13 protein-coding genes, 2 tRNA genes and 3 pseudogenes are annotated in these 19,389 nt (G+C 46.5%); 14 read left to right on the top strand and 4 right to left on the bottom strand.

The window, feature by feature from the left end; translation table 11 throughout:
- Positions 1-2 precede the first annotated feature (2 nt).
- The 6 genes and pseudogenes from G8770_RS02775 to G8770_RS24030 form a co-directional block, all read left to right on the top strand.
- Positions 3-920 (top strand): hypothetical protein, encoded by a 918-nt coding sequence (locus G8770_RS02775; RefSeq protein ID WP_167181545.1) that lies wholly within the window; start codon positions 3-5, stop codon positions 918-920.
- A gap of 140 nt (positions 921-1,060) precedes the next feature.
- Positions 1,061-2,575 (top strand): glycosyltransferase family 32 protein, encoded by a 1,515-nt coding sequence (locus G8770_RS02770; RefSeq protein WP_167181543.1) that lies wholly within the window; start codon positions 1,061-1,063, stop codon positions 2,573-2,575.
- 289 nt (positions 2,576-2,864) lie between these two features.
- Positions 2,865-4,019: pseudogene (locus G8770_RS02765) on the top strand (IS3 family transposase).
- A gap of 323 nt (positions 4,020-4,342) precedes the next feature.
- A pseudogene (gene tnpA / locus G8770_RS02760) lies at positions 4,343-4,756 on the top strand (IS200/IS605 family transposase).
- Between the two features lie 364 nt (positions 4,757-5,120).
- Positions 5,121-6,797, top strand: coding sequence for a hypothetical protein (locus tag G8770_RS02755; RefSeq protein ID WP_167181541.1), 1,677 nt, complete (start codon positions 5,121-5,123; stop codon positions 6,795-6,797).
- Positions 6,798-6,895: 98 nt separating this feature from the next.
- Positions 6,896-7,056: pseudogene (locus G8770_RS24030) on the top strand (transposase); the annotation flags it as partial.
- A gap of 612 nt (positions 7,057-7,668) precedes the next feature.
- Here the strand turns inward: G8770_RS24030 and G8770_RS02750 are convergent.
- The 4 genes from G8770_RS02750 to G8770_RS02735 form a co-directional block, all read right to left on the bottom strand.
- The gene (locus tag G8770_RS02750; protein ID WP_167181540.1) at positions 7,669-9,612 is read right to left on the bottom strand and encodes a polysaccharide biosynthesis protein; all 1,944 of its coding nucleotides are present in this window, start codon (positions 9,610-9,612) and stop codon (positions 7,669-7,671) included.
- 306 nt (positions 9,613-9,918) lie between these two features.
- Positions 9,919-9,993, bottom strand: a tRNA-Asn gene (locus G8770_RS02745).
- A gap of 224 nt (positions 9,994-10,217) precedes the next feature.
- Entirely contained in the window at positions 10,218-11,273 is a 1,056-nt protein-coding gene (locus G8770_RS02740; RefSeq protein ID WP_167181538.1) for an MraY family glycosyltransferase, read from the bottom strand.
- Positions 11,274-11,286: 13 nt separating this feature from the next.
- Complete coding sequence (locus G8770_RS02735; protein WP_167181536.1) at positions 11,287-12,288, bottom strand: NAD-dependent epimerase/dehydratase family protein; 1,002 nt, start codon at positions 12,286-12,288, stop codon at positions 11,287-11,289.
- Between the two features lie 287 nt (positions 12,289-12,575).
- On the opposite strand from G8770_RS02735, the gene G8770_RS02730 reads away from it, so the two are divergent.
- The 8 genes from G8770_RS02730 (at position 12,576) to pheS (ending at position 19,387) form a co-directional block, all read left to right on the top strand.
- Positions 12,576-12,652, top strand: a tRNA-Val gene (locus tag G8770_RS02730).
- Positions 12,653-12,842: 190 nt separating this feature from the next.
- Entirely contained in the window at positions 12,843-13,331 is a 489-nt protein-coding gene (gene purE / locus G8770_RS02725) for a 5-(carboxyamino)imidazole ribonucleotide mutase (RefSeq protein ID WP_167181534.1), read from the top strand.
- A gap of 55 nt (positions 13,332-13,386) precedes the next feature.
- Positions 13,387-14,457 carry a 5-(carboxyamino)imidazole ribonucleotide synthase gene (purK, locus tag G8770_RS02720; protein ID WP_167181532.1) on the top strand — a complete coding sequence of 357 codons (1,071 nt, stop codon included), beginning with the start codon at positions 13,387-13,389 and terminating at the stop codon, positions 14,455-14,457.
- A gap of 362 nt (positions 14,458-14,819) precedes the next feature.
- The gene (gene thrS / locus G8770_RS02715; protein WP_167181530.1) at positions 14,820-16,742 is read left to right on the top strand and encodes a threonine--tRNA ligase; all 1,923 of its coding nucleotides are present in this window, start codon (positions 14,820-14,822) and stop codon (positions 16,740-16,742) included.
- A gap of 27 nt (positions 16,743-16,769) precedes the next feature.
- Positions 16,770-17,318 (top strand): translation initiation factor IF-3, encoded by a 549-nt coding sequence (infC, locus tag G8770_RS02710; RefSeq protein WP_167182293.1) that lies wholly within the window; start codon positions 16,770-16,772, stop codon positions 17,316-17,318.
- A gap of 184 nt (positions 17,319-17,502) precedes the next feature.
- Complete coding sequence (gene rpmI, locus G8770_RS02705) at positions 17,503-17,697, top strand: 50S ribosomal protein L35 (RefSeq protein WP_167181528.1); 195 nt, start codon at positions 17,503-17,505, stop codon at positions 17,695-17,697.
- 31 nt (positions 17,698-17,728) lie between these two features.
- Positions 17,729-18,085: a 50S ribosomal protein L20 gene (rplT, locus tag G8770_RS02700; RefSeq protein ID WP_167181526.1), complete on the top strand. Its 357-nt coding sequence runs from the start codon at positions 17,729-17,731 to the stop codon at positions 18,083-18,085.
- 249 nt (positions 18,086-18,334) lie between these two features.
- A complete protein-coding gene (gene pheS / locus G8770_RS02695; protein WP_167181524.1) occupies positions 18,335-19,387 on the top strand; it encodes a phenylalanine--tRNA ligase subunit alpha in 1,053 nt (350 codons plus the stop codon).
- Positions 19,388-19,389 lie beyond the last annotated feature (2 nt).

The raw sequence follows: 19,389 nt of genomic DNA, 5'->3' as shown, positions 1-19,389 counted from the left end.
AAATGAAGAAGTTGATTTTACATATTGGTTGTGAAAAAACTGGCTCCACATCTATCCAGAATTTTTTGAATGTAAACAGGGGGGGTTTGGAGCGCGATAACAAGATTCTTTTGCCAACATCATTAGGAAAAGATAATCATATTCAGTTGGCAGTATATGCTTGTGACGAGGATAAAGGGCTGTCTCGTTTCTTAAAGCGGGGGCAGGATCTAAATTCTGCCAGATTGCCAATAGAAGAAAAGTTCAGAAATGAAGTCCTCAAAAGTAACTGTGATACTGTTTTGATTTCAAATGAATGGCTTCATTCAAGAATAAGATCTAGGGAAGAGTTTTCTAGGTTGAAGTGTTTGTTTGAAAATTTATTTGATGATGTTACTGTTATTATGTATGTAAGGCGCCAGGATAAAATGGCGATTAGTTTATATTCTACCTCTTTAAAGTCTGGTAATCACCTCCCTTTTCAGTTTCCCGTTGTGAACCCTAATGGCCGGCTTCCTTACTATTATGATTTTTTTGAAATTTATAAAAACTGGGCTGGTGAGTTTGGTCCAGGAAATGTAAGAATTAGGTTTTTTGAGCGGTGCTCTTTAAAAGAAGGGGATGTGGTTAAAGATTTTATCTGCAGTCTCGGAATAAATAATAAAAATTTTAAGTTTTTGAAAGAAAAAAACACCTCACTAAGTAATTTGGGCGTGAGTATTATGAGAGTTGTGAATCGGTTGATTTCATTGGGTGGGCGTTTTGTCCATCCTCGATTAGCAAAAACAATAAGGGGTATAGTGTCCTACATCTTTTCGGGAACTCCGGCTCTTACATCTAGTCAAGAGTGTGCCGCCTTTAACAAAAAATTTAGTACCTCTAACACCAAGCTTAAACTTCTTTATGAAAAAGATTGTTCAGAAATTATCAATATACGTTGATTTAAAAGGGGGGGATAGATGTTTTATACATTCAGCGTTAGAGCAGGTGTTAAAGTTTTAAAGAACACAGAGATTTAGTGAGGCGTTTAGTTTTAACTTGATGCCCAGTTTCAAATTTTATACTTCAGTTAGGTGAACTAATGATACCTAGAGTTATTATTCAATATTGGGATCAAGATGAAACTCCCGAAGACATTAATTCTTTATTAAAAAGTTGGCAAGACATGAATCCATTTTATGGGTATAAATGTTTTTGTTTTAGAGATGCTAAAAAATTCATAAAAGAATATTATAGCCAAGAAGTTCTGGACGCTTTTTTGAAGTGCCGACTACCAGCAATGCGGTCTGATTTTTTTCGCGTCGCATATCTATTAGAGTACGGAGGAGTTTATATAGATGCCGGTACTGCTTGTTGGTCAAATATAGACAGTCTTTTAGGTGATTCTGATAAACTGGTTGTAGTAAAAAAGTGGCATGGCGGTATTTGTAATGGGTTTGTTGCGTCTCCTCCTGGTAACCCTGTGCTCTCATTAATTTTTGATAGAATTGTTAATAATATCCAATCTCAAGTGAGTAATGATATATGGAGAGTTACTGGGCCAGGAGTTTTTAATGAAGTTAAAGAGCTGTGTGAAGATCGATTGTTGAAGATACTCACACAATCAGAGTGCCAAAACTATTTTTCATTTGTTAATGATTTGTCACATAAAAAGAGCAATCATTGGTCGAAGCGCCAAGAGTTTGAATCTATTTTCGCTTCATCAAATTCAGATGATGGACTGCAAAATATAATTAAACATACTAATTTGTTCCATTTGGGGCCACATAAAACAGCAACGACTAGCTTTCAGAATTTATTAGAGTCTAACGAAGACTATCTTAAAGAGATTGGATTTTCTCTGCTTACAGTAAGGTCCTCTAATAAGGAGGAGTATAAAGAGTGGCGAAATAGATACACAAGAGAAATACAAGGCTATTTGCTTGGGCGGAGAGAAAAGGAAGAGCTGATACATAACATTTCTAAATTATTTTTAGAGCTCAAAAATAGTTACACTTCAGAGCACCATAAGTTAATCGTGAGTGATGAAAATTTATTAGGGCCTATGACTGGCCATCCTTTTGCAAAAGGTCAAGGGCGGGATTGGACATTTTATTCTGCTTACCCTGCTGTGTTTTCGTCTCTTAGGAGTGTTTTTTTCGAAGGTGACTTAAAGGTAATGATGTGTAAAAGGAAGCCATCTGAGTTTGTTACCTCATCCTACAAGGATATGGTGAAAAAAAGCTCTCACCCTGAAGATTTTTTAAGTTTTTATGAGAAGTTATTGCCTGATTTTGTGGTTAGGATGAATGAGTTGTTCAATTCTATTCAAGATGACTTTGAGGTGATTGATTTTCCTAAGTTTGTAAAACACATGCCTAATGTTTTTCTGGAATTGATGGGTATTGATCTAAAAAGTAAAAGAAAAGTGATGGTTAATCAGTCAATGAGTTGGCAAGCTATTGAATTGTACCGTCAGTTAGCTTGTTCACTTAAAACAGATGAGGATAGAAAGGCTTTATTGTCGGCCTTATCAACTCTTCGAGGTGCAGGGTCTGTGGAATTGAATAATACATTAGCTACAATCAAATCCCAACTTGACTTTATGCCCCATTGATTGATTTGTTATCAAGATAATGGGCGATTTTAATTAAAGGTTCTTTTTAAATTATCTAAATCTGTTGCCGTGCTTGTTGGGTCGTTGCGTGATAGCTAGGTTCATGACTATATTGGATTACTTATAAATTCTCTAAATTGCTACTCTGGGGGATTTAGGCATTTGTATATTCTTGATATATACAAGGGGGGGGGGTAATTACAGCGTTTTTTGATAGGTATAATGTGTAGTGGTCTAATGATCCCGGACACCAACTTAGGTGGTAAAACCACCACCAGTGAGGTGTTCAATGAAAAGACAGCCTCGGTCATTCTCGACTGAATTTAAACATGATGCGGCGGCCTTGGTCCTTGATCAAGGTTACACGATAGCCGAAGCCTGCCGCTCTTTGGATATTGGGGAAACCCTCCGACGCTGGATTGATCAGTTGCGGGCTGAACGAGGGGGTGTTACCCCAACCAGCAAGACTATGGCACCAGAGCAAACGCGTATTCAAGAGCTGGAAAAGCGGGTTCGTGATTTAGAAACTGAAAACGCATAACAAAAGGCTACCGCTCTCTTGATGTCAGACGAGTAGAATCGTACCAACTGATAGACCAGTTGAGTGAGCAGGAGTCTGTTGAAAAGGTCTGTCGGGCGTTTGATGTAAAGCGATCCAGTTATTATGACTATCGTAGCAGAAAAGGAAGGGTAAACTCTGTACGGGAATACTTAAAGATTCAGGTAAATCAGGCGTTTAGAGAGTCGCTGCTCAGCTGGGACCAGGACGATCAAGCATCTGCTGGCGGAGGATAGCATCCATCTTGGCCGCTTTCTGATCGGTCGCCTGATGGAAGAGTTAGGACTAATCTGTAAGGAGCCGGGTCCGCACTAGTACAAGCAGGCTACGGTGGAACGTCCTGATGCCCCAAACCATTTGAACCGGGAATTTGATGTCGACCGCCCGAACCTGGTTTGCTGTGGCGATACCACGTACATTTGGGCTGGATCTCGCTGGGTTTATCTGGCGGTTGTTATAGACTTGTACGCACGCCGGGTTGTGGGTTAGTCTTTGTCAGACAAAGCGGATGCCAATCTAACGATCAAGGCGCTGGAAGACGCCTACCACCGTCGAGGTAAACCAGAAAGCGTCATGTTCCACTCGGATCAAGGATCACATTACAGCAGCTTGAGGTTCCGGCAACAGTTATGGCGCTATCGATTTAAGCAAAGCATGAGTCGTCGTGGTAATTGTTGGGATAACGCGCCGATGGGGCGGCTGTTTAGAAGCCTAAAAACGGAGTGGGTTCTAAATACTGGCTACCGCTCCATGGTAGAAGTAACCATGGGTATTGGTTGGTATCTGATGACTTACTACAATCAGCGCAGAGCCCATGCAGGGAATGATGGTCTGCCGCCGGTAGCGAAGGAAGAAAAACTTAAATCACTCTCCGGAATTAGTTGACCACTACAAGTATCATACCCCCGCTTTTTAGATGTAATTATTGTGGTTACAGGTTAGTAATATTATTAACTTGTAAAGGGGCTGATTTTCAATAGGTGTAGCAGTAGGCTTTATGGGTGTGGAGTTATGACTCTTTGGTTTTATCATTAAAGTAAAAATTTCTGTACTCACAAAAGGTAGCAGAATATTAATCTAACTGGCTAGTCCAAAATGGAGGTTCTCCAGCTCTGCTGGGGGATGCATCCAGTGTTTGACAAATCCTTAAGTCTCCCATAGTAAATCCGATGTCAAAGCCGCCAAGTAATACACACAAAGGAGTCACTATGAGACAAGTGAATAATTTAAGTCACAGCAAGTGGGAGTGTAAGTACATATAGTATTTATCCCCAAGTACCGGAGAAAGGCCTTATTCGGGAAAATTCGGAGGGATTTGCCAGAGGTGTTTCACAGCTTGGCCCGAGAGAAAGAGTTTGATCGAAGAAGAGCATATTATGACAGATCATGTGCACATGATGATTACGATGCTTCCCAGTTACGTTGTTTCTCAGGCAGTGGGTCATATCAAAGGTAAAAGCGCCATCCATATTGCTAGGAGGTACTTTGGTAGCCAGAGAAATTATGTTGGTCAGCATTTTGGGGCAAGAGAGTACTTTTTCTCGATAGTTGGCCGAGATGAGAAGGTCACACGTGAGTACATTCGTCACCAAGAAGCAGAGGACATTCGAGTAGATCAGTAGAAGTTGGTATAAGAGGTGAGCAGGGGCCCCTTTGGGACGAAGGAGCGTTAGCACCGCTAAGACCGCTTTGAGCGGTTCACAATTAAAGCTCGGGATAGTTACTTTATAATTTTGGGGGTTTGTTTTGGTGCTGGACTTAGTTTGGTCGTAAATAAATTATTTCTCAGGGGTGTTTGTGTGATTAAAGTTGCAATTCATAGCATGCATGTCTGATAACAATGATTTTAATCATTTTTCAAATGAATTCTATTGAGTCAACGTCTATAAAATTATTGATGGCATTACAATATTTGGGCCTAGTAATTTATATACCGTCTGCCTGTTCTTGAAAAATATCAAGTTTCTCTGTAAGTGCGAATAATGTATGACAAATAATGTTGCTGATGTTAAATGGTTATTTTGGCTTGGTAAGCAGCTTATATTAGCTGCGCCATATGGTACTTTTTTAGTTATTTTTTTAACCATCGTTGCTCAAATACTTCAATTAGCTTCATTTTTCCTTCCTATAAAAATTATTATGTTACTGGGACAAGTAAACATACCTTCATATATGCCGAACTTTTTACAGGTTTATAGTAAGGAGCATCTTATATTGGGTATGACTATATTGGCTCTTATGTGTTATGTAGGTCATGCAGTAACAGCTCGATTTTGTATGTCTGAATCTTTTAAATGTTCAAAAAAAGTAGCTGATAAAACAAATAAAATAATTTTGTTTGAAAATCAGATAGATTTCTCCAAGAATATATTTTCACGTTATGTTCAGGCAATTTCTAATTTCTGTTTTATCTTTATTGCAAATGTAGTTTTGGTTTTTTTATATCCAAAGCTTGGGCTGTCGTTATGTTTTATTGTATTTTCTGGATTATATTGGGCTGCCTTTATTAGGAGGAGTGGGGCTGGAGGAGTAGATGGAAATACAGATGGAGTTGGTCTATATGAAAAGGTGTCAGGGATTGTATTTCTTGCTATTTTTATTTTCATAGTTATAGATATTCTATATTTTAATACTGATAATTTTGTAAGTGCAATATTGGTATTAATTTTGTCTCGACAAATTATGTCGAAACTAGGAGTTGCTCTTAGACATTTTTCATTTATATGTAAACAGCATGAAAAAGTTGATGTTTTATTTTTTGAAGGCAAGGTTCTGGCTCATAAAACAGACGGAGCCAAACATATGAAAAGTGCATGGATTTTGCTCAAAGAGTTTGGGATTGAAGAATCATGTAGATTAGTAGGGAAGGAGGCAGATGACGATCTTCTTGTTGGGGCAAGCTTTAATGCTGAGTGGATTGATAGTGGCGAAAATTATGTCGTCTTTATATCTGTAGTGTTTACGAATAGTGCAAAGAGATATTTGTTGAAATTCTTTCAATCAAATGCACTTGTTAAAGCCAAGCATGAGGCAACCCTTTTGCTCGACTCGGATGGAGTCTTTCCATGTCCGACGTTGTTATATGTGGTAACTTTGAAAGGTGTCCATTGTCATGTGCTAGATGTTTCAGATTTGAAACATAAAAGAGGTAATGATTTGAATTCATCAAAGTCGGCATTAAGGGAATCACTTGCATTCACTGTACCTCCTGATGAGCTTTTAGAAAAATATGTTCGATCGAGAGAAACTCTCGGTCGTCGTTTGCGGAACAATGATTTTCAGAAATTATCATTGGTTTGTCCGGTTGAGCATAGACAGGCCTTTGGAAAATTTATTAAGTCCCTAGATGTATTATCTCAAATGGTAATTAATGTCCCACTTAGACTACATCAACGAATCCATTCAGAGGCCATTTATGAATCAGAAGACAGAGTCATTTTGTTGGCACATTGGCCGACTTGGGTTTTTGAACCTTTAGGATATGATTGGGATGTGGAAGATATTTCCGGTCTTTCTTTTCGATTTCAGAAGGTTTTAGATTTAAATGAAGAGCAATTAGCTTCTATATATTATGTTGCAGCCCTTTCAAAGCTTGAAAATTTATATCAACGCAACAAATTCAATGATTGTTTCCACCTCATAAATAAAATAAACACAATGTAAAGTAGTGCTTGTTGTTCTAGACATTATGTATTGTTGTAGCGGTCTAATGATCCAGGACACCAACTTAGGTGGTAAAATCACCACCAGTGAGGTGTTTAATGAAAAGACAGCTTCGGTCATTCTCGACTGAATTTAAATGTGATGCGGCGGCCTTAGTCCTTGATCAAGGCTACACGATAGCCGAAGCCGCCGCTCTTTGGATATTGGGGAAACGGCCATCCGACGCTGGATTGATCAGCTGCGAGCTGAACGAGGGGGTGTTGCCCTACTTTTCTGGTAAAAGATCCTCGAATGTGCAGACTTAGTCAACTGTGGGATAGATTAGGTCAAAAAAGGGACATCAAAAGTAAAAGAATAATTCTGATAGACCACCCAACTAAAATTGCCAAATCTTTATATAAAAGAGATGCTTTAAACAAAGAGTGGGCTGAAATTCTTTGGCTTCGTTATAATCTTGATGTTCTAAACACTGTTAGGGAGATGATTTAATTGTAAATCTCCATACAATATCTTTTGAAGGGTTAACTACTGCGCTAGGTGGACATCTTGAAACCAATATCCAAACAACTGAAAAATGGGTTCCAAATGAACCCTTTGAGCCGGAGTCTGAAATTTCTGCAAAGCAAATGATCACAAAGATTTGTTAAAAAATCTTTGTTTGGTCGAGCGTTTTATTTCTAGTAGACAAAGTATGTTTAATGATTTGGATAAATTGATGCATTAAGTTCTCTAATTTAATATGGATTGCCGGTCCAAGTTAAGCAATCCTCTCTTAACTGATTACGACAGGGTTGCTTTTAATCAAAGATAACGAAGCCTGTCATTATCCTGAACCCTTATGTGCCAAGCGCAATTTGCTTCATTGTGCCGATTATTTGTTAATAGGTAATCCCACAACATTAGACGAAGCGCTCACCCGAGAGATCTGGGCGTCGGCGAGAATCGTATGCGTCAGATCCTGTATGCTATTGTTAGGTGCGTATGCAGTTGGAGCTTCCATAATGATCTTCCGTAAAGCCTCAAAATCAAAGATTGAACATTGATGTTTGATTTTATTGAGAAGAACCTCAACCGTCTCCCAGTCAAGAAATTCTTCTTCAGAACGCATGATCCGTGGGTGAGCAGTGCCCTCACAGTTGTTGCCAATGAGCAGCTCTTCAAACAGCTTTTCGCCGGATCTTAAGCCCGTGTATTGGACTTCGATCTCGCCCTCAGGGTTACTGGTGTCCCTTACGGACAATCCTGAAAGACTGATCATCTCTTTGGCCATATCGGCAATTTTTACCGGTTCTCCCATCTCCAGAACAAAAACCTCGCCACCCTGAGCCATGGCACCGGCCTGAATGACCAGCTGGGAGGCTTCTTTAGTGGTCATAAAGTAGCGGGTGATTTCAGGGTGGGTGACGGTGATGGGGCCGCCATCTTCAATTTGTTGGCGAAATTTTGGTACTACAGAGCCGGATGAGCCCAGCACATTACCAAATCGGACCATGCAAAATAGCGTGTTGCTTTCAATATTCAGCGCTTGCAGAATCAGTTCGGCCAAGCGCTTGGAAGCACCCATCAGGTTGGTCGGGCGAACGGCTTTATCCGTAGAAATCAGAACAAAGGTGCCTACATTGGCCTCAATGGCTGACTGAGCGCAACGGAGTGTGCCAAAGACGTTGTTCTTAATACCTTCAATGATATTTTGCTCTACCAGAGGCACATGTTTGTAGGCGGCAGCATGGTATAGCGTATTCACCTGATAGAGTTTCATGATGTGGGTCAGGCGTTGCTTGTCCTGCACATTACCGAGTAAAGGAATCAGGGTGAGATTCAGGTTGTCTTGCTGGATGATTGACTGTAGCTCTTCAGTGATGGCGTACAGGTTGTATTCATTCAGCTCGAACAGAATCAGGTGCTTGGGTTGGTGTTGAATGATCTGACGACAGAGCTCAGAGCCAATGGAGCCTCCTGCACCGGTGACCATGACCGCCTTGTTGCGAATATTGGATTCCATTAATGTCAGATCGGGTGCAACTGGGTCTCGTCCGAGCAGGTCTTCGATCTGAATGTCACGAATTTCATCGATTTTAAGGCGACCTTTGGTGAGTTCCTCAAGGGGAGGGATGGTCTGAATCTGGATCTTCAATTTTTCCAGTTGGCGGATGATCAGATGTTTGGAGGGGCGGTCAACGGCGCCTAATGCTAAAAATATTTTTTCACAGCGATATTTTTTGATCAGCTTTTCAGCGTCTTTCCCCGGGTGTACCGGGAGGCCTTTGACGTTGCTGTTCCAGAGCTTGGGGTTGTCATCGAGAAAGGCAACAGGTTGATAATCCCGGCTCGGTCGCAGTGAATCGGTCAGCATCCGGCCTGCACTGCCCGCGCCATAGATCAGGACTTTGGTGTCACCAACAGGTAGCAGCATTTGCACGATATTGCGTACCATCAAGCGCGGCAGGCCAATTAAAAATGTGGCCAGTAACAGATAGATAACGGGCACGGATCGCGGAATAGAGGCGGATAGGAAAAAGTCACTGGCGGCCAGAGTTAGTGAGGATATCAGCAGCCCACTGGCTATGCTCACCACGGCATCTTGCGCCATATAGCGCAAGATGGCGCGATACAATCCCAGCCGTACAAACGCGTAGATGGAGACAAAAACGGTAATGCCAAGGCATACCAGGTCTTTTTGAGTGGGGTCGATGGCAAGCTTGCCCAATCGAAGTGCCCAGGCAATATAGAGCGAGAGGCAAAGGGCCAGGGTGTCGTAGATGACGGAAATGACGCGTTTGGTCGGGCGGCTGGATTCTAAAAGCTGATGTATCATTCAAAGGGCTCTTTGTCTCAAGTTCCGTGAGGTTTTCCGCGTGTTAGCAGAGAACTTTTCCAGGCTGCCGAGCGATTACCAGTCAGTGGATTTGCGTGAAATCGGCCAAATGGTTTGGGAGCTTTACAGCGGTTCGTCCGTGGTACCGTTTAAGCTTATTGATTATATGGATATTACCGTGAATCACGTATAAATCAATGGTGAGCAGTAGGGATTGATCTGCTGTGACACGCTTCATTCTGAAGAGTGTGAAAGGGTTGGCGCTTAAACGAAAAAAGGCCGCACAATGTGCGACCTTTTTAAATTTGGCTCCGACACCTGGGATCGAACCAGGGACCAATTGATTAACAGTCAACTGCTCTACCGCTGAGCTATGTCGGAATCGTTATCTTAAGTTGGTGGCTTGTTGCCCTTGGCTCAAGATGGCGCGTATATTATAGCCCGATCCCCACCTCGTCAAGGCCTGTGAGGGAATTTTATTTAAAAAATAACTGTTTGATTTGTAAGTGAAAAAAGCGACATTTTATCGGGGTGAGGTTGACAGGTTTGAAACAATTGGTCAGCCCGCTGATTTTATTCTTAGGCTGCAAGCCGAGCTGGTGAAGCTAGTTGTGCAGGCCCGCTTGGTGGCGATGGCAAAGCAGCATCAGTGGGGTGAAGGCGAGCAAGGTGAAGAGGGCGCCATACTCGGGGTGCCGGCTTGCAAATACGGCTAATGGCGTCAGCCACATCAGGTTAATCGCGGCGGCGCCTGACGTGACTTGGCGGTGTGACTGCAGTTTTCGGCTGAGAATTTGATAGCAGTGGCTACGATGAGGTTGATGCCACTTTTGTTTAGTGACAATGCGTGTGGCCAGGGTCCAGCAGGCATCGGTGATAAACACGCCCAGTAATATAATCCAGCACCATAGATTGACCGGGGTGTTGGCGGCATAAATGACGGCCAGTAAGCCCAGGGTGATTCCCAGAAAGCCGCTGCAACCGTCTCCCATAAAGACTTTTGCCGGTGACCAATTCAGGAGCAGGAAGCCCAGCAGTGGAGCGGTTAGCAGGGCCAGAATTTCCCAGGGAAATTCGATCTCAGACGCGGAGGCCGAAAAAATGCCAATGGTTATGGCGCCCGCCAGAACCGTCAAGGCCTCTGTGGCCGCAATACCATCGATACCGTCCATAAAATTGTACAAATTAATCAGCCAGGTAAGTCCTAACGCTACGGGGATCAACCAGATGCCATCCAAAGTCATGTCCGCGCCTGGCAGGGGGAGTGTGGGAAGTGGTTCTATGAGCGAGAGTGCTGCCAGGCTGGCAATAAAGTGAACGCTGAAGCGGATTTTGCTGGAGAGGGGGTTAAGGTCATCAAGAAACCCGATTGCCGCCACAATAAAGCCACCCAGGAGAAGGGCAATCAGATTTGGGGGAGTCAGTTGTGTCGCCAACAGGTTTGGGGCCATTAAGGCCACTGCGAACAGGGCGAGCGATACGATGACGATGGAGACACCACCGCCTCTGGGTGTCGGTGTGGTGTGAGAGCTGCGATCGTTTGGGGTGTCTACCACCCCCTTGTGAAGGGCGTAATGGATGTAGTGCTGCGTTAACAGGTAAGCACTGAACGCCGCACCGGCAAAACCCAGCAGGTAATATAAGGCAGAAATTGTTGTCATAATTGGGTTGTTGTCACGGTTGAAAAGAGGTGTCTTGGGGTTTGGTTTGAGCTTGGTCTGGGCTTGATTTGAGTTGGCTTAAGTTGGTCGGTTTGTGCGTTGAGTGCGGTTGCGGGCTGTCCGTGTTCGGTTGCAGTAAGTGTTCTGTTTCGGTTGGGTCAATTTCAAGGTTGCCACACAGTTTGGTGAATTGCTCTTGTTTTCCCAGGAGCTTGCTGGCCACTTTGAGCAGTGGGGTCGGAACAGGCAGCAGCAGCGGTTGGCGGGCAATGTCTGTGCCGATGCGCTGGACCAGCTCAGGAGTAGACGCGGGGTGGTGATTGCTGATCAGCAGGGTTTTGCCATTGGCCTCTGCGGTGATGCAGCTTTTATAGAGGTAGTCGCAGAGCAAGTTGAGGTCAATGATGCTTCTTTTATTGTCGATGCGGGCCAAAGGGAGTGGCCAGCCTCGCAGGATGGCATTTTTAAGTGCGCTGATATTTCCTTTGGCGTCGGCTGAATAAATAAGCGGGGGTCTGAGGATCACCAGCTCCAGCTGATTTTGGCAGCATTGGGCTAATGCTTGTTCGGCTTCCAGTTTGCTGATTCCGTAGGCGGTTGTGGGTGCGGGCTGGTCAGAGTTGCGAAAGGGAGTTGGCCCGGTATGCTCGCCATTGACTTTGATGCTGCTGAGAAAAACAAGGCGCTTAACTCCGGCTTGCGCGGCCGCTTGAGCAACCACCTGGCTGATGCCCAAATTCGTGGCGCGATATTCATCGATCTCGGACAGCGCGTCTTTGGCGTGTGTTTTGGCGATCAGGTGGATGACGGCGTCGGCACCGGTTAATGCGCGGACCAGGGATGAGGGGGCCTGGTAATCCACCTTCTCTAGCCGGAGGTGATTGTTGACGAGTTCCGGGGACGTGCTTTGCCGGTGCTGCCGGATCAGGGCAGTGACTTTCAGGCCTTGATCCAGGAGGTATTGGCAGAGTGCGGACCCGACATATCCGTTGGCGCCTGTGACTGCTATCCGCATGGTGATTCATTCCATCTACGCTTGTGTGCGCAAAATTCTACCTTGTTTTAAAGGGGCGTAGTAGATTGAGTGGTGGCAGCTAGCGGTCTGGCCGCTCGCTTGGGGGGTGGTTTTACCCGGTCGTAAACTTATGTTGACAGGGGGCTTGCCTCTGTCAAAAGGTGCTGGTAAAGTACGCGCCTCTTTCGGGGAGATGGATGTTGCTAAGCTCCTGAAAAGACTGGTCTTATCGGTTTTATGCTGTAAAGACAGGCCTGTAGGTGAAAGAGCAAGCAAGTGAAAACAATAGGACTATAGCTCAGTTGGTTAGAGCGCTACCTTGACATGGTAGAGGTCCCCAGTTCGAATCTGGGTAGTCCTACCAAACTGATTCAGGCAATTCGTTTCGACGTGTTGTGAGTAAAATACCCGCTTATTGGCGGGTTTTTTCGTTTGGGGCCCTGAATGGCCTGGTTAAGCCTCGAATCGCCAAATTTTAGATAGAGCCTGTAAATTAGCCTGTAATAAAGGGCGGGGCCTTTCATGAGAAGCTAAGGGCTTCTGGAGACTGCACAATGCAACCAAAAATCGCCATTATTATGGGATCAAAGAGTGATTGGCCGACGATGAAAGAGGCGGCCGATATCCTGGATAAATTGGGTGTGGATTATCATGTCGAGGTTGTATCTGCTCACCGTACTCCAGATAAGCTGATGTCTTTTGCCGCTTCCGCGGCTGACAATGGCTATCAGGTGATCGTTGCCGGTGCGGGTGGCGCTGCTCACTTGCCGGGCATGGTGGCGTCTAAAACCCGTTTACCTGTGCTGGGCGTGCCTGTACAGAGTAAGGCATTGAGCGGGCAGGACAGTCTGCTATCTATTGTGCAGATGCCTCGCGGTGTTGCAGTGGGCACTCTGGCTATTGGTGCTGCGGGTGCGTTTAATGCGGGCCTGATGGCGGCACAAATCCTGGCGACAGCGGATGCAGAATTGGCGAAGCGTATTGATGCTTTCCGTCAGGAGCAGACGGACACGGTTTTGGCAGGTCCTGATCCGCGCGTTTAATCTTCTTGGTCTGGCGTGCCGCAGAAAGTGAAATTTTATTTGCAGAGAGTTGATGATGAGTAAAGTTTGGGTCTTGGGACACGGTCAATTGGGGGCGATGCTGCAGCACGCGGCGATGCCGTTGAGCGTGGAAGTCATTCCGGTGGATATTGACTCTGAGCAGTTGCCTGACTTGCAAGCGGATGATGTAGTGACCGCTGAGCGTGAGCAGTGGCCCACAACACCGGTCACTGAAAAGCTGGCCAAGCACCCAAATTTCATCAACCTGGATGTGTTTGGCCGTTTGGCGGATCGCCTGACCCAAAAGCAATTACTGGACGATCTTGGTCTGGCCACCTCTCCGTGGAAACTGGTCGACGACACGCTGGCAGCCGAGCAGGTGTACGCTGAGCTGGGCGAAAGGGCGTTGATGAAGCGTCGCACCGGTGGTTACGATGGCCGTGGCCAGTTCTGGCTGAAGCAATCAGAAAATACGCAAATTCCTGATGATTGGCGCAACGAGGCCATTGTTGAGCAGGGCATTAACTTTGACGAAGAAATGGCCATTGTTGGTGTTCGTGATCGTGAAGGCAAAAAATTCTTTTACCCGCTGACCCTGACTTTGCAGCTCAACGGCGTGTTGACAGCATCTGTGGCGCCATTGGCTCGCCTGGATAAGTTACAGCCCAAGGCTGAAGCGATGCTGGGTAAGTTGCTGGATGGCTTGGATTATGTGGGTGTCATGGCCATGGAGTGCTTCCGCGTTGGCGACGAACTGATCGTCAATGAGCTGGCGCCTCGGGTACACAATACTGCGCACTGGACCCAGGCGGGCGCCAGTGTCAGTCAGTTTGAAAGTCATATTCGTGCGGTTGCCGGTGTGCCACTGGCCAAGCCCCAGGTGAAAGGCCTGAACGTGATGATTAATCTGCTGGGTACGCCGCACGATGAGCGCTGGTGGGCTATTTCAGGTGCTGAGCCCTACTGGTACGGCAAAGAGGTGCGCGAGGGGCGCAAGGTGGGGCACATCACCTTTACCCACAGCGGCGATAAAAAGCTGATTCAGGGGCTGGATGAGCTGAAAGCGTTGCTGCCCGAACGCTACGAAGAAGTCATCGACTGGGTAGAGACCGCCGTCCAGTCCTGATTAGCCCCTTTTTGTTGTGACTGTTGTGATGTGGGAGCATGCGGCCCCAAGCCGCTTGCTCCCATCTTCCTTTGGTTTATCCTCGCTACTCGCTACTCGCTACTCGCTACTCGCTACTCGCTACTCGCTACTCGCTACTCGCTACTCGCTACTCGCTACTCGCCCAAGGTGAATGGCGCAGCAAGAGAAGGCACCCTGGGGTGGCCACTCGCTACTGATATCTTTCTTTTTCCAGATTCTACCGCTGGCCACTGGTTTCTGGTCACCAGCTTCTCTATACTTTGCCCCCCTTAATGCTTTCCACCTCTAAAATACGATCATGTGGGCTTACGTAGGGCTCACCACTGAAGCTAGGACATATAATGCCTGTAATTACCCTTCCTGATGGCTCGCAGCGCGAGTTTGATAAGCCTGTTTCTGTTCTCGATGTTGCTGCCGATATTGGTCCTGGTTTGGCCAAGGCGACCATTGCCGGTCGAGTCAATGGCGAGCGTGTGGATGCGCACGATTTAATCTCAGAAGATGCTGAATTGAGCATTTTTACCGCCAAAGACGAAGATGGTCTGGAGATCATTCGTCACTCTTGCGCGCACCTGTTGGGGCATGCGATTAAGCAGCTGTGGCCTGACGCCAAAATGGCCATCGGGCCAACCATTGAGCACGGCTTTTATTACGATGTGGACCTTGAGCACAAACTGACGGAAGAGGATATGGCAGCGCTGGAAAAGCGCATGCTGGAACTGGCCAAAACCAATTACGACGTCATCAAAAAGAACGTTAGCTGGCAGGAGGCGCGCGATACCTTTGAGGCGCGCGGTGAAACCTACAAGCTGGAAATTCTGGATCGGGATATTCCCCAGTCGGCGACCCCGGGCCTGTACCAGCACGAAGAATACATTGATATGTGTCGTGGGCCGCACGTGCCGAACATGAAGTTCTGTCACCACTTTAAGTTGATGAACATCAACGGCGCCTACTGGCGTGGTGATTCTGACAACCAGATGTTACAGCGTATCTACGGTGTGGCCTTTGCCGACAAAAAGCAGCTGAAGTCCCACCTGAACTTCCTCGAAGAGGCGGTTAAACGCGATCATCGTAAGTTGGGTAAAAAATTCAACCTGTTTCATTTGCAGGAAGAAGCGCCGGGCATGGTGTTTTGGCACCCCAAAGGCTGGTCTATCTACACTGCGATCGAAGAATACATGCGCAAAGTGCAGCGCAATAATGGCTATCAGGAAATTAAAACCCCGCAGGTGGTGGATCGTTCTTTGTGGGAGCGCTCCGGTCACTGGGATAAATTCCGCGACAGCATGTTTACGGTGGAGTCTGAGGCTCGCGATTATGCCGTTAAGCCGATGAACTGCCCGTGTCACATTCAGGTGTTCAATCAGGGGTTGAAGAGCTACCGCGATCTGCCGTTGCGATTGGCAGAGTTCGGCTCCTGTCACCGCAATGAGGCTTCCGGTACCTTGCAAGGCATCATGCGTGTGCGTGGCTTTACCCAGGATGATGCCCACATCTTCTGTGCAGAAGAAGCTATTCAGGATGAGGTGTCGACCTTTACCGATTTGCTCAACAGCGTTTACGCCGACTTTGGCTTTGAGGATGTGATCATTCGCATCTCCACTCGCCCGGAGCAGCGTGTGGGCAGTGATGAAGTCTGGGATAAGGCCGAAAAAGCCCTGATGGATGCCATGGACGCGAAAGGCAATGAGTGGGAGTTGTTGCCCGGTGAAGGCGCTTTTTACGGTCCCAAGATTGAGTTTTCATTGAAAGATTGTCTGGGTCGAGTGTGGCAGTGCGGCACTATCCAGGTGGACTTTTCCATGCCGGGCCGCCTGGATGCGCAATATGTCGCTGAAGACGGTTCACGCAAGACACCCGTGATGTTGCACCGTGCCATTTTGGGCTCGTTTGAGCGTTTTATCGGTATTCTGATTGAGAACTACGAGGGCGCATTTCCGTCCTGGTTGGCGCCTGAACAGGCAGTGATCATGAATATTACGGACAATCAGGCTGAATATGTGCAAAAAGTTGAAGAAACCTTGGTAAACAAGGGGTTTCGGGCTATTTCAGACTTGAGAAATGAGAAGATCGGCTTTAAAATCCGCGAGCACACAATTCAGAAGATCCCTTTCTTGCTCACTGTGGGTGATAAAGAGGTTGAGACAGGGTCCGTCAGCGTGCGTACACGCTCTGGCGAAGACCTGGGTTCGATGAGTCTTGAGGCATTTGCCGAATATTTGGCCGCTGACGTTGCACGTCGCGGCCGCTCGTCGTTGTAGGCTGCATAAGCAGTCAAATATTAGGAGATTAATACTATCAAACGAGAAAATTCCAAAGGACGTTCCAAAAAAGCACCGATTAATGATCAAATTGAGGCGGAACAAGTACGCCTGATCGGTGCAGACGGTGAGCAGGCAGGCATCGTTTCCTTGGAAGAGGCGCTCGCAAGCGCACAAAGTGCAGGGCTGGATCTGGTACAGATGGCTGGTGAAGTAGAACCGGTGGTCTGTAAGATAATGGATTACGGCAAGCATTTGTTTGATATTAAGAAGACTAAAGCCGCTGCCAAAAAGAAGCAGAAGCAGCAGCAAATCAAAGAAATGAAGTTTCGTCCCGGTACTGACATTGGCGACTATAAGATTAAATTACGTAATCTGACGCGCTTTTTGGAAGACGGGGACAAGATCAAGGTGTCCTTGCGGTACCGTGGTCGTGAAATGGCTCACCAGGAGCTCGGTATGGAGATGATGAAACGCATCGAAACCGATCTTGCTGAGTTAGGTGTTGTTGAGCAGTATCCGAAGATGGAAGGTCGTCAGCTGCTCATGGTAATGGCACCTAAAAAGAGAAAGTGATCGGGCTTTTAGCTGCCTTGATGACTTTAAATGGCGCTTTACCGTGGCTTGTTATCGCCAGTCTGTATCGTTTTCGATGTGGGCTGATGGTCGAGCAGCGTGAAAGTGTGTTTGTTTAACTTAGCAACCTGTTGTTGAACACGTCGTTGTTGAACACAGAGATTGCTTGAAAGAGAGTATTCTCATGCCAAAAGCTAAAGTGCACAGTGGTGCTGCGAAGCGCTTCAAAAAAACTGCGGGCGGCTACAAACGTAAGTCTGCCAACAAGAGCCACATCCTGACTAAGATGACTACCAAGCGTAAGCGTCACCTGCGCGGCACTAGTCTGGTTAATCCTGCTGATGTTCCAGCAATTGACCGTATGCTTCGCGCCAAGTAATTGGCCGACTAAACTTTAGAGAGGATTAATCATGGCTCGTGTAAAACGTGGTGTAGAGGCGCGTCGTCGTCACAAGAAAATCTTAAAGCAGGCTAAAGGCTATTACGGTGCACGTTCACGTGTATTCCGTGTTGCCAAACAGGCTGTTATCAAAGCTGGTCAATACGCTTACCGCGACCGTCGTGTTCGCAAGCGTAACTTCCGTGCTTTGTGGATCACTCGTATCAATGCTCAGTCACGCGTAGAAGGCATGACTTACAGCCGCTTGATTGCTGGTCTTAAGAAAGCAAGTATCGAACTGGATCGTCGTGTTCTGGCCGACCTGGCTGTTCACGATAAGGTTGCATTTGCAGCTGTTGTTGCTCAGGCAAAAGCAGCTCTGGCCTAATAGGTCATAACCTTATTCAGTACGAATACGAAAGGGGAGGGGCTGTTTGTTCAGCACCTCCCTTTTTGTTTTTAAGGTAAATTGTTTTTTTGATCAGACTTTTCTAGGCAATTTATTCAGTGTGATTGGGGGCCAGCTTTCTTTATTGCAGACGCCATTGATCTACAGCAGCAGGCTCTGTTTTACTGCAGACCACCCTGAATAAATTTCTTAATTTCTATAATAAGCCCTGACGATTGGGAGTCCCGAATGGAAAATCTAGCAGCGCTCACTGATGAAGCGCTCAAGCTGGTTGCAGATGCACAGGATCTGGCCGCGTTGGATCATGTGCGAGTCGAGTATCTGGGCAAAAAAGGCCAGATCACCGCGCTTCTGAAAAGTTTAGGTAAGCTGTCCGCAGAAGAGCGCCCGGCAGCGGGTGCCAAAATCAACGAAGCAAAACAGGTGGTGCAAGAGCAGCTGGTGGTTCGCAAGGGAGCCATGGAACAAGCCGCTATTGATGCCAAGCTGGCCGAAGAAACCATCGACGTCACTCTGCCCGGTCGTGGCCAGAGCAACGGCGGCCTGCACCCGGTGACCCGCACCTTAAAGCGCATTGAAAAGATCTTTGCGTCGGTCGGCTATGCGGTAGAAGTTGGGCCAGAAATCGAAGACGATTACCACAACTTCGAAGCCCTCAATATTCCTGGTCACCACCCGGCGCGTGCCATGCACGACACCTTCTATGTCAACAGCGAGCAGGTAAAAAGCGACGGCACTGCAGCGTCGGACGCAAAATACGTGCTGCGCACACACACCTCACCCGTGCAGGTGCGGACCATGGAGAACCAGGAACCACCGATTCGGATTATCTGTCCTGGCCGTGTGTACCGTTGCGATTCGGATTTGACCCACACGCCCATGTTCCATCAGGTCGAAGGTCTGGTGGTGGATAAAAACATCAGCTTTGCCGACTTGAAAGGCACCGTTGACCAGTTCCTGAAAGCGTTCTTCGAAGCGGATGTACCGGTGCGTTTCCGCCCGTCCTACTTCCCGTTTACCGAACCTTCGGCCGAAGTGGACATTCAGTGCACTAACTGCGGCGGCGAAGGTTGCCGGGTGTGCAGTCACACCGGATGGTTGGAAATTATGGGTTGCGGCATGGTTCACCCCAATGTGTTCAAGGCCAGTGGCGTTGACACTGAAACCTATACCGGTTTTGCGTTTGGCATGGGGGTTGAGCGTCTGGCGATGTTGCGCTATGGCGTGAATGATCTGCGCATGTTTTTTGAGAATGATCTGAAGTTTCTGAAGCAGTTTTAATT

It is taken from the genome of Pseudomaricurvus hydrocarbonicus (assembly GCF_011602365.1).
Classification (GTDB): domain Bacteria; phylum Pseudomonadota; class Gammaproteobacteria; order Pseudomonadales; family Cellvibrionaceae; genus Pseudomaricurvus; species Pseudomaricurvus hydrocarbonicus.
Note: the sequence above shows the minus strand (reverse complement) of the source record. Positions and strands in the feature narration are given on the sequence as shown.